The sequence below is a fragment of the Streptomyces sp. NPDC048584 genome, assembly GCF_043199595.1.
In the GTDB taxonomy this organism is placed as follows: Bacteria; Actinomycetota; Actinomycetes; order Streptomycetales; family Streptomycetaceae; genus Streptomyces; species Streptomyces edwardsiae.
In genome coordinates this window covers 315,363-328,342 of the sequence record NZ_JBICWF010000003.1, presented here as the reverse complement: position 1 = coordinate 328,342, position 12,980 = coordinate 315,363, and the positions used below count along the sequence as shown (strand labels likewise).

The following is a 12,980-nucleotide window of genomic DNA, read 5'->3' as shown; positions in this document are numbered from 1 at the left end:
TAACCTTCTCCCGTGTCAGCCTCCCGTCGTCGCCGTGTCGCCGTCCTGGTGCTCGAGGGCGCGAAGCCGCTCGATGTCGGTATTCCCGCGCAGGTGTTCACGACCCGGGCGAGCATGCCGTACGAGGTGCGGGTGTGCGGGGCGGCGCCCGGTCTCGTGACCGGGGGCGACGGACTGTCGTACGCCGTCGCGCACGGCCTGGACGCGCTCGAATGGGCCGACACCGTCTTCATCCCCGGTTACCGCTTCCCCGACCGTGAGGATCCGCCGGGAGCCGTCGTGGACGCGCTGATCGACGCGCATGCGCGGGGCACGCGGCTCGCCGCCATCTCGACAGGCGCCTTCGCGCTCGCCGCCACGGGACTGCTCGACGGCAGGCGGGCCACAACGCACTGGCACTACACGCGGGCGCTGGCGGCGAAGCACCCCCTCGTGCGGGTCGACGAGAACGTCCTGTTCGTGGACGAGGGCAGCGTGCTCACGTCGGCCGGTGCCGCGTCCGGCATCGACCTGTGTCTGCACATGCTGCGCGGCGATCTCGGGGTGGCCGCGTCCAACCACGCGGCCCGGCGCCTCGTCGCCGCCCCCTACCGCAGCGGCGGCCAGGCGCAGTACGTGCCGCGCAGTGTGCCCGAGCCGCTCGGTGAGCGGTTCGCCGCCACCCGCGAGTGGGCGCTGCGCCGCCTCGGCGAGCCGCTCACCCTGGAGACACTCGCCCGGCACGCGGCGGTCTCACCGCGCACCTTCTCGCGGCGCTTCCTTGACGACACGGGGTACACGCCGATGCAGTGGGTGATGCGGGCCCGCCTCGACAGCGCCCGCGAACTGCTGGAACGGTCACGGCTGAGCGTCGAGCAGATCGCCGCCGACGTCGGCCTCGGCACCGGAGCCAATCTGCGGCTGCACTTCCAGCGCATCCTCGGCACCACACCGAGCGAGTACCGACGCACCTTCGCCCGGGGTGAGGAGCCCTGACACATACGTCGCGAGGCCCGTGGCGCGATCCTTTCGAACCGTGGCGATCGCGCCGCTGTGCCGGGTGGCCGCCGCACGCGACTCTGGTGGGGAACCGAAAGGACACCACTCATGACCCGCATCGCGATCAACGGATTCGGCCGCATCGGACGCAATGTGCTGCGCGCACTGCTGGAACGCGACAGTGACCTCGAGATCGTCGCCGTCAACGACCTGACGGAGCCCGCCACCCTCGCCCGGCTGCTCGCCTACGACACCACGGCCGGCCGCCTCGGCCGCCCGGTGACCGTCGACGGGGACGTCCTCGTCGTGGACGGCCGTCGTATCAAGGTGCTGGCCGAGCGCGAGCCGGCGCAGTTGCCCTGGGCGGAGCTCGGCGTGGACATCGTGCTCGAGGCGACCGGCCGGTTCACATCGGCCAAGGCGGCCCGTGCCCACCTCGACGCCGGCGCGAAAAGGGTGCTCGTCGGCGCGCCGTCGGACGGTGCCGACGTCACGCTCGCGTACGGGGTCAACAGCGACACGTACGACCCCGCCGTGCACACCATCGTCTCGAACGCCTCGTGCACGACCAACGCGCTCGCGCCGCTGGCCGCGGTGCTGGACGAACTCGCGGGCATCGAGCACGCGTTCATGACGACTGTGCACGCGTACACGCAGGAACAGAACCTCCAGGACGGTCCGCACCGCGACGCACGCCGGGCCCGTGCGGCCGGCGTCAACATCGTGCCGACCACGACGGGCGCCGCGAAGGCGATCGGTCTCGTGCTGCCGAACCTCGACGGGAAGCTGTCGGGTGACTCGATCCGGGTGCCCGTTCCGGTGGGTTCGATCGTCGAGCTCAACGCGACCGTGGCCCGCGACGTGACGCGCGACGACGTCCTGGCGGCGTACCGCACTGCGGCCGACGGCCCGCTGGCCGGTGTCCTCGAGTACTCGGAGGATCCGCTGGTGTCGTCCGACATCACGGGCAACCCGGCGTCGTCCATCTTCGACTCGGCCCTCACCCGCGTCGACGGCCGTCACATCAAGGTCGTCGCCTGGTACGACAACGAGTGGGGCTTCTCGAACCGCGTCATCGACACGCTGGAACTCCTCGCCTCGCGCTGACCGGAGCGGCGGTCGAGGGGGCCCTCGGGGCCGACCCGTACGTGAGGGCGTGGCTGTACGCGTCGACCGCCGGGTCGGCCGAGGGACCGGAACGCGCCCGCTCGTCGTGCCGGACACGACGGCGGGCAGCGGGAGAAACGGCATCACAACTGCCGGCGGTGCCGGCTCAGCCGAGTTCGGCGACCAGGTCCCCGGCCGTGACCCGGTCGAAGGTCTCCGTGGCGTCGCCGGGGCCGGGGAACAGCCGGTAGAGGGTGCCCGAGGCGTGCGCCGGGCCGATGGTTCCGTGCACCGTCGCCAGGAACACCCGTCTGCCGGCGGCGAGTTCGGCCGCCGCCGCGTCAGGGTCGGGGTGCGACAGGTACTCCTCGCTGTCCTCCATGGAGGACACCCGAGCCGCGAACGCCGCCGCGTCCTCGTCCGGCCGCCGCCGGTACCTCAGCAGTACGGGCTCCGGCTCCCGGGACGTCACGGCCACCTCGGCGGAGCGCGCCGTCGCCCGCCACACCGCGAGGTCCCAGAGCGTGGTGCGGCTGCCGGAGCCGAACTGGTCCCACAGGTCCCGGGCCACCGCGGCCAGCGCGCCGCCGCCGTGCGACCCGACGCTCTGGAAGCCGCCCATGGACGGCAGATGGGTGTCCGTCCACAGCATCCGGCGACGGCCCAGCTCGACGATCGCCGGCAGGCACACCCGCGAGTCACCGGCCAGGTCGAAGCGCTGGCGGACCGTACGCGGATCGTAGGAGGAGCCCCGCACGCCCTGCGCGGGCAGCGCCATGAAACCCGCGAACGCGTCCCGCAGTTCCTCGAACGGCACGTTGTTGAAGCTGAACACCAGCGGTACGGCGTACACGTCCCCGCGCTCCGCCAGCCGCTCCAGGTCCAGGTCCACGTACTCGGTGGCACCGTGCGGGGCCGGTGCGGAGGTGAGATCGCCGGAGTGGACGGCGGCGTCCGTGCCATGCACCAGGTTCGTGTAGTCACACAGGCCGGTGAACGTCCACTCGGCGTCGAAGAACGCGACGGAGAGATCGAGGTCCGTACGGTTGCCGCGCGGTTCGGTCCAGTGCAGGAACAGTCGCAGCACCTCTCCCTCGGGCAGGGTCTGCCAACTGCCCCTGGGGACCGCGACCAGGGCCCTCGCCGTGGACCGCTCGGTGAACGGCACGGTGAGGTCGCTCAGAGCGGCATCCAGTACCGACAGCTCGTACCGCTCCCCGGCGGCGAACCGGCGCAGCACCTCGGCCCTCAGCAGGGCGACCGCCGCCGCCACCAGCTCCGCGGGCAGCGGGGCCCGTCGCTCCGGGACGGTCAGGGCCCGGGTGACCTCCCCGCGCGGGAAGAACACGCGGCGGCGGCCGGTACGGTCCTCGGCCCGTACCCGCAGCGCTCCGAGCGCCGACAGCAGCGGGCCGGGGCCCACCTTCGGCAGCCCGCGCACCAGGGCCTTCTCCAGCTCGGGATCGAGGGAGTCGTCGGTGTGCAGGCGGAGCAACTGGTCGAGGCGCCGCACGAGTTCGCCGGGCCGTTCGCCGGCGAGGGCGGCGGCCCCTCGCGCGTCCGCCCCGGCCAGCTTCTCCTCCAGTCGTCCGGCCCAGGTGGCCGGGCGGATCCGGGTGCCGTCCACACGGACGGCGTCCGGGTGCTCGGCGGCCGTCTCGAGCAGGGCGGCGCCGAAGGTGGTGCCGGGGTCCACCGCGGTGCCGCGCAGCACCGCGAAGGCGAGGGCGGCACGCGGGTGCCGGGCATGCCGCTCGAAGGGGTGCAGGATCTCGGCGGCCCGCTTCCATGCCGTGGGGTGCCGGAGTACGTCCTCCACGAGGTACGGCGTCGGCAACCCGTCCAGGACGGCGAGGAGTTCGCCGCGCAGGGCGCGGGGCGGGCTGGTGAGGCGCGGCGGTGTCACCAGTCCGGCGTCGCCGCCGGAGAGCACGGTGAGCAGCCGCAGGACGTCGGTGGCCGTGGTGAGCCGCTCGGCGAGCAGTTTCCGCCGTGACAGGCCCTGCGGTGCCTCGCTCACCAGGGCGCCCAGCACCATCGCCTTGGTCTCCCGGACGGGGATGTCGCGCGGCAGCAGGCCCCGGCCGGCCGGGGCGAGGGGCAGCAGTGTCAGCAGGTCGTCGCGGTCCTGCGGGGAGAGCGGGGTGCGGCGGGCCAGCAGGGCGTCGACCACGGCGGTGGCGTCGGCGGACCGGTCGGTGCCCAGACGCAGCAGGCGCAGCGGGCCGGGGACCGGCGGCTTGGCGGCGCCGACGGCACGGACGGGCCGCAGGAAGGGGTCGTCCGCGTCGATCCGCCGGTGGCAGACGGGACAGCCACTGTGATCGGATCCGTCCCAGCACAGCCGGCACACCAGGTGGGCGCAGGGCGAGACGGGGAACACCGTGCGCGCCTCGCCGCACAGCACGCAGGGCTGCTCCGGCTGTTGCAGCAGGAATGCGAAGATCCGGTCGACGTACAGTGCTTCGGTGTCGCGCGGCACGGTGTACGGGAAGCGGCGGAAGAGCGGGACGTGGCTGCGGTCGGAGCCGAGCAGGTCGTCGACGAGGCCGACCACGCGTGCGTGCGCCGCCGCGAGCTGCTTGGGAGCCAACGAGCCGAGTGCCGTGAGCAGGCCGGGAGTGAGGAGGTGACCACGACCGAGGAGTTCGGCCTCGATCCGGCGCAGTGCCGGTCCCGTTCCCGCACCGGACACCGGCGATGTCACGTCGACGTACACGGTCTGGACGCGGCGCAGCAGTACGGACTCGGCGGCGGACAACAGGGACTCCTCACTCTGGCCCAGGGACGGGAGAACGGGGGCGGAGAGTGGACGCGCCGGGTCTTTTCGAGAGAGTGAGAAGGATGCGCGTCGGGGAGCCGCCCCCGTTGCCCCTGATCCCACCACATGCGCGGGCGGGCGCCAACCGAATAACCGGGCCGCTCAGTTCGCGAGCAGCCGGCAGGGCAGGGCCTCCTCGTGGACCTGGTCGTGTGCGTCGGCTCGTACCCGGTACAGCCGGGCCTCGCGGCTCCGGGTGACCGCTTCCTCGAGATGTCCGTCCGTGAAGAGGGCTCCCACGCCGTCCTCGACCGCCCAGCCGGCGGGCAGCGTGCCGGTGGCCACGGCGTGCCGGTAGGAGGTGCGGCGCCCGGGTTCGCTGTCGTAGTGCGGGCACACCGAGCCGGGCAGGAGGCCCAGTCCGTCCTGGAGGTACGTCAGTGGGCCGAAGGAGTCCGTGTGCGAGCCGTCGGCCCAGCAGTTGGCGCCGGCGCTGATGCCGCACAGCAGCGTGCCGTGTGCGTGGGCCTCGCGCAGCAGCCGGTCGACTCCGTGGGCGCGCCAGACCGCCAGCAGGTTCGCCGTGTTGCCGCCGCCGACGTACACGACGTCCTGGGCGAGCAGGAACGTCCGCAGGCTCTCGTCGTCCAACTCGCGCCGGAACAGCGGCAGTACGGACGGTTCGCAGTCGCGTGAGGTGAAGGCGTGCAGGAACCGGTCGATGTACGCGGGCGCGTCACCGCTGGCGGTCGGGACGAAGCACACCTTCGGCCGGGGTCTTCTCGCGTGGGTGAGCAGCCAGTCGTCCAGCAGCCCGTCCTCATCGGTCGAGAAGCCTCCTCCGACGAGTGCCACACGACGTGCTGTTGCGGTTCCCACGGGAGTGCCTCCAGAGATGATGCCGGGGTCCGTGCGATGCCTAGTCGGCTCGTACGAGGGCGCGTGCCAGGTCGGTACTCGCCGACAGGGTGTCGGGCAGGAGCGGCTGTGTGGCGAGGGCGCCCTCGTGGAGCACGAGGAGCCGGGCCGCGAGAGTCGCGGGGTCCGGGCGGTGCGCCGCGGTGGCGAGTTCCTCGAACAGGTCCCGCAGCCAGCGCTTCTGGGCGGCGGCGACGGGATACGCGGGATGCGCGGGGTCCGGGATCTCGGCCAGGGCGTTGATGAACGCGCATCCGCGGGTGTTGGTCTCGCTCCAGGTCCGCAGGGCCGCGAAGGGGGCGGTGACGGCCTCGACGGGGCTGTCGCAGGCGTCGACGGCGGCGAGGACGAGCGCTCGCCAGCGCTGGTCGCGTTCCGCCAGATACACCGCCACGAGACGGTCCTTCGAACCGAACCGGTTGTACAGCGTCCGCTTGGTCACGCCCGAGTACTCGGCGATCAGGTCCACGCCGACCGCGGTGATGCCGCGGTGGTAGAAGAGCTCCTCGGCGGCCGCCACGATACGGCGGCCGGCCGGCGTCATGGGCCGCGCTTCGAGCATCGGACGCCCTTCACTGGTCGGTGTACGGTGGCAGTAGTTCACAGATCAGTATACCTATGGAGGGTCGAGGCGATGACTACGCCCGGGATCATGCGTGCGGTGCGCGCCACCGCGCACGGAGGGCCGGAGGTACTGGAGCTCGCGGAGGTGGCCGTGCCGGCCCCTCGGCCGGGCGAGGTGCTGGTCAGGGTCGGTGCGGTGGCGCTGAACAACACCGATCTGTGGACCCGGGAGGGGGCCTACGGCCGTCCGGGAGCCCCGACGGCCCGGTCCGGCTGGCGGGGCCCTCTCGACTTCCCGCGCATCCAGGGCGCGGACGTCGCGGGCCGGGTCGCGGCGGTCGGCGCGGGCGTGGACGGGAGCCTCGTGGGGCTGCGTGTGGTCGTCGATCCGGCGATCTACGACGGTGACGGGCCGGACGCCAACCCGGTGGGGCTGATGGGGAGCGAACGCGACGGCGGTTACGCCGAGTATGTGACGGCGCCGGCGGAGCGTGTGCACGACGCGACGGAGTCGCCGCTCACGGACGACCAGCTCGCGGCGCTGCCGACGGCGTACGGCACGGCGCTGGGGATGATCGAGCGGGGCCGGCTGCGGGAGGGCGAGACCGTCCTGGTCTCGGGGGCGTCCGGCGGTGTCGGGCTGGCCGCCGTACAGCTCGCGCGGGCGCGTGGCGCGAGGGTCGTCGCGATGAGCAGCGGGACCAAGATCGACGCGGTGCGCGAGGCGGGCGCGCACGAGGTCGTCGACCGCGCCGGGGACGTCACCGGGCAGATCCGCGCGGCCGCCCCGAAGGGCGTCGACGTCGCACTCGACGTCGTGGCCGGAGAGCTGGTGGGTGAGGGACTGCCGCTGCTGCGCGAAGGGGGCCGGTGGGTCGTCGCGGGCGCCCTCGGCGGGTACGACGTCGCCTTCGACGTACGCCGTCTCTATCTGCACAACGCGCAGGTGATCGGCTCCGCGATGCACACGCCGGCGCACTTCGGTCTGCTCATGGACCTGGCTCGTCAGGGCCGGGTACTACCCGTCATCGCCGCGGTCTTCCCGCTGGCGCGGGCCGCGGCGGCGCAGGAGGAGCTCGCCCGCAGGAGCCATGTGGGCAAGATCGTCATGCGTCCCTAGGTCCTGTCGTCACATTCCCGGGGCCCGCCCGAAGGGCGGGACGCGCGGCGTCAGGTGCGGCGAGAGTACGTGCACGGCGTTCGCGCGGCAGACGGGCATTGCCGGAAAGGCCCTGAGGGCTCTCCCCAAAGCGCCGCGCGAGCTCGCGATGTCTGTCCGCGGCCAGTTTCCCCTGGTCGGCGCCGATGACCGAGCCGGGCATACCGCTGAGACGCTCGACCTCCCGCGCGAAGCGCAGGTGTTCGCGCCCGGCGTGCTCGCGGCAGGCGAGGCAGGTGACCCGGTCCGGACGCCCCGAGGTCATCGCGTACGGCACCCGCAGCCCGCAGCCGGCCGTGACGGAGCCCGGCAGCTCACCGACGAGGCCGAACGCGGACGCCATCACGTCACGGACGGCGGCTTCGCCGCGGACCACCTTCCGCTCGGCATGGATGTGCGGATCCTCCACGTCCACCGTCCCTCCCCGGCGTCGGTCACCGCCCGGCAGCATCCTGCGGCCCGGACCCCCGTCGGGGCAAGGACATCGGGCACTACGACGACGAGGTGCGCCGCCGCGCCGCCGCGCCGCGGAGCCGTGTCGGCCCCGGGCGGGCCGTCGGGACCGTGAGGCGGCACTCGCCGCCGAACGGCTCGGCGGACCGGTGCGGTTCCACGGTGGCCTCGGCGGTGATCGACGCCGTACGCGCCGGCCGCGAACGCTTCGGCGACCGGGACTTATTCGTTTGCCACCGGCCGATCCGTTCGGATAGGAAGCACGCATGTTGAGCGGCAGCAAGGTCGGGCTCAGGGCCCGGCACGACGACGACATCCCGGTCCTGCGCACCGAGCTCTACGACGACGTGGCCAACGCGTCACGGGCCGAGGCCGGACCCTGGCGGCCGGTCTCGCCCGGTTCGAAGGACCCCCGGCTCTTCGTGGACGACAAGGAGCAGCGCCATGTCCCCTTCTCCGTCGTGGAGTTGGACGGCGGCTCACTGATAGGCACCGCGAACCTGTGGGGCATCGACACCCACAACCGGAACGCCCACATCGGCCTGGGACTGCTGCCGTCCGCCCGAGGCAAGGGCTACGGCACGGACGTGGTCGCGGTGTTGTGCCACTACGGCTTCGTCGTGCGCGGTCTGCAGCGTCTGCAGATCGAGACGCTGTCGGACAACCTCGCGATGCTGCGCTCCGCCGAGCACAACGGGTTCGTCCGCGAGGGTGTGCTGCGTGCCTCGGCCTGGGTGATGGGCGAGTTCATGGACGAGGTGCTGCTCGGGCTTCTCGCCCGGGACTGGAAGCCGAACCCGTAGGATCGTGCAGCCGCCGCAGCGTCTCGGACAGTTCCCCGATGCGGTCGTCGACGGTGTCGAGCGCCTCCTGCAGCATCCGCGCACGTGCCTCGAGCAGGGCGGCCTCCGTCGCGAGGGACACACCGGCGGCGGCGAGCTCGGGCTCCCGGGGCGTCATGCGCCCCTCCCCCGGCACAGGCCCGCCGGGGCATCGGTGGTCGCCTGCTCTGGACATACGCGCTCCCTTCGCCGCGGCCCGGGGCGTCGCCGCGGGCCGCCGTCATCGCATTGACCGGGCAGCGGACCGGGCTGTGACAACCACGGGCGGACGGGGCGTGCCGCGTTCGGAGTAATGGACGGGCGGCGCTCCCCGACCATGTCACGCTGGGTCCTTGTCCGCTCACGGTCGAGTCGGGAGGCCGGGTGTACCGCTCGTGTGACGCCCAGTTCAGCACACCGGGCAGGCATCCGCTGTGAGCGGCGGAGGGCAGCCGGAGGTCCCCGGCCTGCGGCCCGGTTCGGGGCTGGAGCAGGTCGGTGCGCGGTTGCGGGCCGCGACCGATGCCAAGGAGCGGCTGCAGGGCCTGCTCGAGGCGGTGCTGGCCATCAGCAGGGAGCTGGATCTGTCGGTGGTGCTGCGCCGTATCGTCACCACGGCGATGGAACTGGTCGGCGCCCGCTACGGCGCCCTGGGGGTGCTGCACGAGTCCGGTGAGCATCTCAAGGAGTTCATCACGGCGGGGCTCACGGAGGACGAGCGCGCCGCGCTGTCCGGGGTGGAGTTCCCGCACGGCCGGGGCGTGCTGGGTCATCTGATCCACCATCCCGAGCCGCTGCGTCTCGTCGACATCCCCGCACACCCGGCCTCGGCCGGGTTCCCGCCCGGCCACCCGCGCATGCGCACCCTGCTGGGGGTCGCCATCAGTGTCCGCGGCGAGATCTACGGCGACCTCTACCTGTCGGAACGCGAGGACGGGCGGCCCTTCGACCGGGGCGACGAGGACATCGTGGTCGCCCTCGCCGGCGCCGCCGGTATCGCGATCGAGAACGCCCGACTGTTCGCGCAGGTCCGCGACAGCGCCGAGACCTTCCAGCGGCTGCTGCTGCCCACCCTGTCCGACCTGGGCGCCTTCGCAGCGGCCGCCGTATACCGGCCCGCGGCCGAGCCGAACCGGCTCGGCGGGGACTGGTACGACGCCCTGGTGCTGCCCGACGACTCGGTGGGGGTCATGATGGGTGACGTCGGCGGTCACGACCTGCGTGCCGCCGCCGCGATGGCGCAGGCCCGCAGCATGCTGCGGGCGCTGTTCTACGACCGCCGCACCCCGCCCAGCGGGGTTCTCACCCAGCTGGACCGCACGCTGCACGCCACCGCGGACATCCCCGTCACCACGGCGTGTCTGGCACGCGTGGAGCCCGGGGAATCCGGGTGGGTGCTGCGCTGGAGCAGTGCCGGGCATCTCCCGCCCCTGCTGATCGGCCCGGAGCTGGAGACGGAGTACCTGTACGCCGAACCCGGCCTGCCGCTCGGGGTGAGCACCGGCGAGCCCCGGCCCGATCACACGCGGGAACTGCCTCCGGGTTCCGTGCTGCTGTTCTTCACCGACGGGCTCGTCGAACACCCCGCGCATCCCATCGACGAGGGTCTGGCCGCGCTCGCCGGGCTCGCCGTCGCCCACGCCTCACGGCCGCTGCCGGAGTTCGTGCGGGCGCTGGCGGACCGTCATCCCGGTGACGGCCGCGACGACATGGCGGTGCTCGCTCTCCGCGTCCCCCTCGGACCGCCCGCCTGAACCGTCCCGGGGCCGGATGTCGCCGCCCCCGGGACGGGCACGTTCAGGACTGCGGCCGCTTGCCGTGGTTGGCCGGATGGTTGCGGCGTGCCTTCTTCTTGCGGCGCCTCTTCGAGGACATGTGCGTCTCCCTCGTATCGTACGGCCGTGAGACCTGGTCTCACCCGAAGGTCCCGGACCGGCACACCGCGCCGGCCCGCCCCGCCATTGTTCCGCAGGGCGGCACAGCCCGCGACTCGCGCTCCGGCCGCCGGTTCAGTGGGGGAAGGTGCGGGGCGGGCGGGGCACGACGGAGTCGCGGAACTCGGCTATACGGGAGTGGACTTGACGTATGAGGTGGGTGTCCTCGATGCGGTCGAGGTAGAGGCACCTGGCTGCCAGGCCTGGCAGGTCGAAGGCGAAGTACAGGGACATCAGCGGGTTGACGAACAACTCGCTGCCGCGTGTGCGGTCGGTGAACCGGACGTCCCCGAACGCGCCGCGCACCGCCGCCGCGATGGACCCGTTCACGATGCTGGGGTGATCGGGGGTGTGCTCCTGGGCATGTGCCACCGCGTCCAGGTACAGGGCGCCCTCCCGGGTGGCGCGGGGTATCGAGAACGCGCCCAGGTAGGCACCGTCGCGTTCCAGGGCGGCGATGTTCTCCAGCACCTGGACGTGGTTCACCCCGTGGTAGGCGTCCACGCCGAAACCGACGGCCACCACGAACCGGTCCGGTACGCCGTCCAGCGCGGCCAGCGCCGCCACGCTGGCCAGATCCTCCTCCGGTGTGCCGAGGCCTGCCTCGTCACCGCGCAGCAGGATGTCCGTGCCCCCGTCGACCAGCACCACGGCGTCGATGTCGTGCCGTTCGATCAGTGCCCGGTAGGCGGCGCGCAGCGGGCGGACCCCGGTCTGCGGGAAGGCGTACACGGTGTCCGGATAGCCGTGGACGCGCAGCCACCGGGCGAGTGTCCGCTCGGGGAAGTAGCTCTGGTGCGGGGCGGTTTCGGGCGTGACGACGGCCAGGTCCTCGGCGGCCCAGTCGTCCGGCGGCAGGCCGGCGAGTGCGCTGAAGGAGAGGTTCGCGAGGTGGACCTCCTTGTCCTGGTGCAGGAGGGAGAGCGCCAGGGGCAGGCCGGAGTAGATGTCGAAACCGCCGCCCGCGCCCGCGACGAGGATCCGCGTGGAGCCGGCGAGCCGGGTGAGGAGAGGGTTGGTGTGGAGTGACGTCACGCCGGTCATTGTGGCCGGTGAGCGGCCCGGCCGCCTCCGGCTTTTCGCGCGGTCCGGGCGGGGTCCGGCGCACCTTGACGCCTGGGGTGTCTAGAGTCCGTAGGTCCTGCCGATGATCTCCCGCTGGATCTCGCTCGTTCCGCCGTACACCGTGGAGACGACGGTGGAGCGGAGCAGGGCTTCCATGCCGTACTCGGTGGCGTAGCCGTAGCCGCCCATCATCTGCATGCCCTCCAGGGTGATGTGCTTGGCGAGTTCGGTGCACTTGAGTTTGGCCATGGACGCCTCGCGGGCGAACACCCGGCCGGGTTCGGCGTCGATCGCGGCACAGACGTCGTCCAGGAGCAGCTGTGCGCATGCGAGCTCGGTCGCCATGTCGGCGATCCGGTGCCTGAGCACCTGGAAGGAGCCGATGGGACGGCCGAACTGCTCGCGCTGGCGCACATAGGTGAGGGTGTCGTCGAAGGCGCGCCGGGCGACGCCGAGCATCAGGGCGGCGAGGATCATCCGCTCCAGGTTCAGTCCGGCCATGAGCTGGGCCCAGCCCTCGCCGGGAGTGCCCACGACGGCGGAGTCGGGCAGGAAGCAGTCGGTGAGGTAGAGGTCGTTGACGTCCTTGCCGCCCATGGTGTCGATGCCCCTGATCTGCAGGCCGTCGATACCGGTCGGCACCATGAACTGGGTGAGTCCGTCGTGCTTCCCGCCGCCCTGGCCCGTGCGGGCGATGAGGAGGATGTGGTCGGCGAAGTGCGCGTTGGAGCACCAGGTCTTCTGGCCGTTGATCACATAGCCGCCGTCGGCGCGTTCCGCGCGGCAGGCGAGGGCGCCCACGTCGGAGCCGGCGCCGGGTTCCGACATCGAGATGGCTTCGACACGGCCGTTGACCACGCCTTCGAGCACGGTGCGCTTCTGTTCCTCGGTGCCGAACTTCTCGTACGCCGCCGCCGCGATGACGGTGGTGCCGAAGCCGCTGATGGGCGCCAGTCCGTAGGAGGTCTCCCGAAGGAAGAGGCAGAGGTCGGTCATGCCCTGGCCGGCGCCGCCGTACTCCTCGGGGACCGCGATGCCGAGCCAGCCGAGTGCCGCCATCCTCTCGTAGAGCTTCTGGTTGTGCTGCTCCTGGCCGTCGTCGGTGAGTTTGTCGCGCTGCTCCTTGGTTCCGCACTCGCGGCGGCAGAAGTCCGCGATCGTCTTGACCAGGTCGCGGCGTTCGTCTGAAAGGACTCGGGGCATGACGCTCTTGTCTCCTT

Annotated in this window: 11 protein-coding genes; 5 read left to right on the top strand and 6 right to left on the bottom strand. The window is 72.2% G+C overall.

Going from position 1 to position 12,980, the window contains the following annotated elements; translation table 11 throughout:
- The first annotated feature begins 12 nt into the window (after nucleotides 1–12).
- Both ACGFR9_RS09405 and gap read left to right on the top strand, forming a co-directional pair.
- Nucleotides 13–975, top strand: coding sequence for a GlxA family transcriptional regulator (locus ACGFR9_RS09405; RefSeq protein WP_393204692.1), 963 nt, complete (start codon nucleotides 13–15; stop codon nucleotides 973–975).
- A gap of 111 nt (nucleotides 976–1,086) precedes the next feature.
- Nucleotides 1,087–2,085, top strand: a complete 999-nt coding sequence (gap, locus tag ACGFR9_RS09400) for a type I glyceraldehyde-3-phosphate dehydrogenase (RefSeq protein ID WP_393204689.1) — start codon at nucleotides 1,087–1,089, stop codon at nucleotides 2,083–2,085.
- Nucleotides 2,086–2,251: 166 nt separating this feature from the next.
- Here the strand turns inward: gap and ACGFR9_RS09395 are convergent, their stop codons facing one another.
- The 3 genes from ACGFR9_RS09395 to ACGFR9_RS09385 all read right to left on the bottom strand — a co-directional run bounded on the left by ACGFR9_RS09395 (nucleotide 2,252) and on the right by ACGFR9_RS09385 (nucleotide 6,326).
- The gene (locus ACGFR9_RS09395) at nucleotides 2,252–4,846 is read right to left on the bottom strand and encodes an MXAN_6230/SCO0854 family RING domain-containing protein (protein WP_393204686.1); all 2,595 of its coding nucleotides are present in this window, start codon (nucleotides 4,844–4,846) and stop codon (nucleotides 2,252–2,254) included.
- 162 nt (nucleotides 4,847–5,008) lie between these two features.
- The gene (locus ACGFR9_RS09390; RefSeq protein WP_393204683.1) at nucleotides 5,009–5,725 is read right to left on the bottom strand and encodes a Type 1 glutamine amidotransferase-like domain-containing protein; all 717 of its coding nucleotides are present in this window, start codon (nucleotides 5,723–5,725) and stop codon (nucleotides 5,009–5,011) included.
- 40 nt (nucleotides 5,726–5,765) lie between these two features.
- Complete coding sequence (locus tag ACGFR9_RS09385; RefSeq protein WP_393204680.1) at nucleotides 5,766–6,326, bottom strand: TetR/AcrR family transcriptional regulator; 561 nt, start codon at nucleotides 6,324–6,326, stop codon at nucleotides 5,766–5,768.
- A gap of 72 nt (nucleotides 6,327–6,398) precedes the next feature.
- On the opposite strand from ACGFR9_RS09385, the gene ACGFR9_RS09380 reads away from it, so the two are divergent.
- On the top strand, nucleotides 6,399–7,448 hold the full coding sequence (locus ACGFR9_RS09380) for a zinc-binding dehydrogenase (protein WP_393204677.1): 1,050 nt from the start codon (nucleotides 6,399–6,401) through the stop codon (nucleotides 7,446–7,448).
- On the opposite strand, the gene ACGFR9_RS09375 is transcribed toward ACGFR9_RS09380, so the two are convergent.
- The gene (locus ACGFR9_RS09375) at nucleotides 7,435–7,902 is read right to left on the bottom strand and encodes a hypothetical protein (protein ID WP_393204674.1); all 468 of its coding nucleotides are present in this window, start codon (nucleotides 7,900–7,902) and stop codon (nucleotides 7,435–7,437) included. The genes ACGFR9_RS09380 and ACGFR9_RS09375 overlap by 14 nt on opposite strands.
- 304 nt (nucleotides 7,903–8,206) lie before the next feature.
- Between ACGFR9_RS09375 and ACGFR9_RS09370 the strand changes: the two genes are divergently transcribed.
- Together ACGFR9_RS09370 and ACGFR9_RS09365 are read left to right on the top strand one after the other, a co-directional pair.
- Nucleotides 8,207–8,743, top strand: coding sequence for a GNAT family N-acetyltransferase (locus tag ACGFR9_RS09370; protein ID WP_393204671.1), 537 nt, complete (start codon nucleotides 8,207–8,209; stop codon nucleotides 8,741–8,743).
- A gap of 452 nt (nucleotides 8,744–9,195) precedes the next feature.
- The gene (locus ACGFR9_RS09365) at nucleotides 9,196–10,515 is read left to right on the top strand and encodes a PP2C family protein-serine/threonine phosphatase (RefSeq protein WP_393204668.1); all 1,320 of its coding nucleotides are present in this window, start codon (nucleotides 9,196–9,198) and stop codon (nucleotides 10,513–10,515) included.
- Between the two features lie 255 nt (nucleotides 10,516–10,770).
- Here the strand turns inward: ACGFR9_RS09365 and ACGFR9_RS09360 are convergent, their stop codons facing one another.
- Together ACGFR9_RS09360 and ACGFR9_RS09355 are read right to left on the bottom strand one after the other, a co-directional pair.
- Nucleotides 10,771–11,730: a DUF1152 domain-containing protein gene (locus ACGFR9_RS09360; protein ID WP_393204665.1), complete on the bottom strand. Its 960-nt coding sequence runs from the start codon at nucleotides 11,728–11,730 to the stop codon at nucleotides 10,771–10,773.
- A gap of 90 nt (nucleotides 11,731–11,820) precedes the next feature.
- Nucleotides 11,821–12,963 carry an acyl-CoA dehydrogenase family protein gene (locus tag ACGFR9_RS09355; RefSeq protein WP_393204662.1) on the bottom strand — a complete coding sequence of 381 codons (1,143 nt, stop codon included), beginning with the start codon at nucleotides 12,961–12,963 and terminating at the stop codon, nucleotides 11,821–11,823.
- Nucleotides 12,964–12,980: the final 17 nt, after the last annotated feature.

Bases quoted from the DNA above. Each gene is read 5' to 3' on its own strand.
- gap (WP_393204689.1), top strand. From the start codon at position 1,087: ATGACCCGCATCGCGATCAACGGATTCGGCCGCATCGGACGCAATGTG.
- ACGFR9_RS09385 (WP_393204680.1), bottom strand. From the start codon at position 6,326: ATGCTCGAAGCGCGGCCCATGACGCCGGCCGGCCGCCGTATCGTGGCG.
- ACGFR9_RS09380 (WP_393204677.1), top strand. From the start codon at position 6,399: ATGACTACGCCCGGGATCATGCGTGCGGTGCGCGCCACCGCGCACGGA.
- ACGFR9_RS09370 (WP_393204671.1), top strand. From the start codon at position 8,207: ATGTTGAGCGGCAGCAAGGTCGGGCTCAGGGCCCGGCACGACGACGAC.
- ACGFR9_RS09355 (WP_393204662.1), bottom strand. From the start codon at position 12,963: ATGCCCCGAGTCCTTTCAGACGAACGCCGCGACCTGGTCAAGACGATC.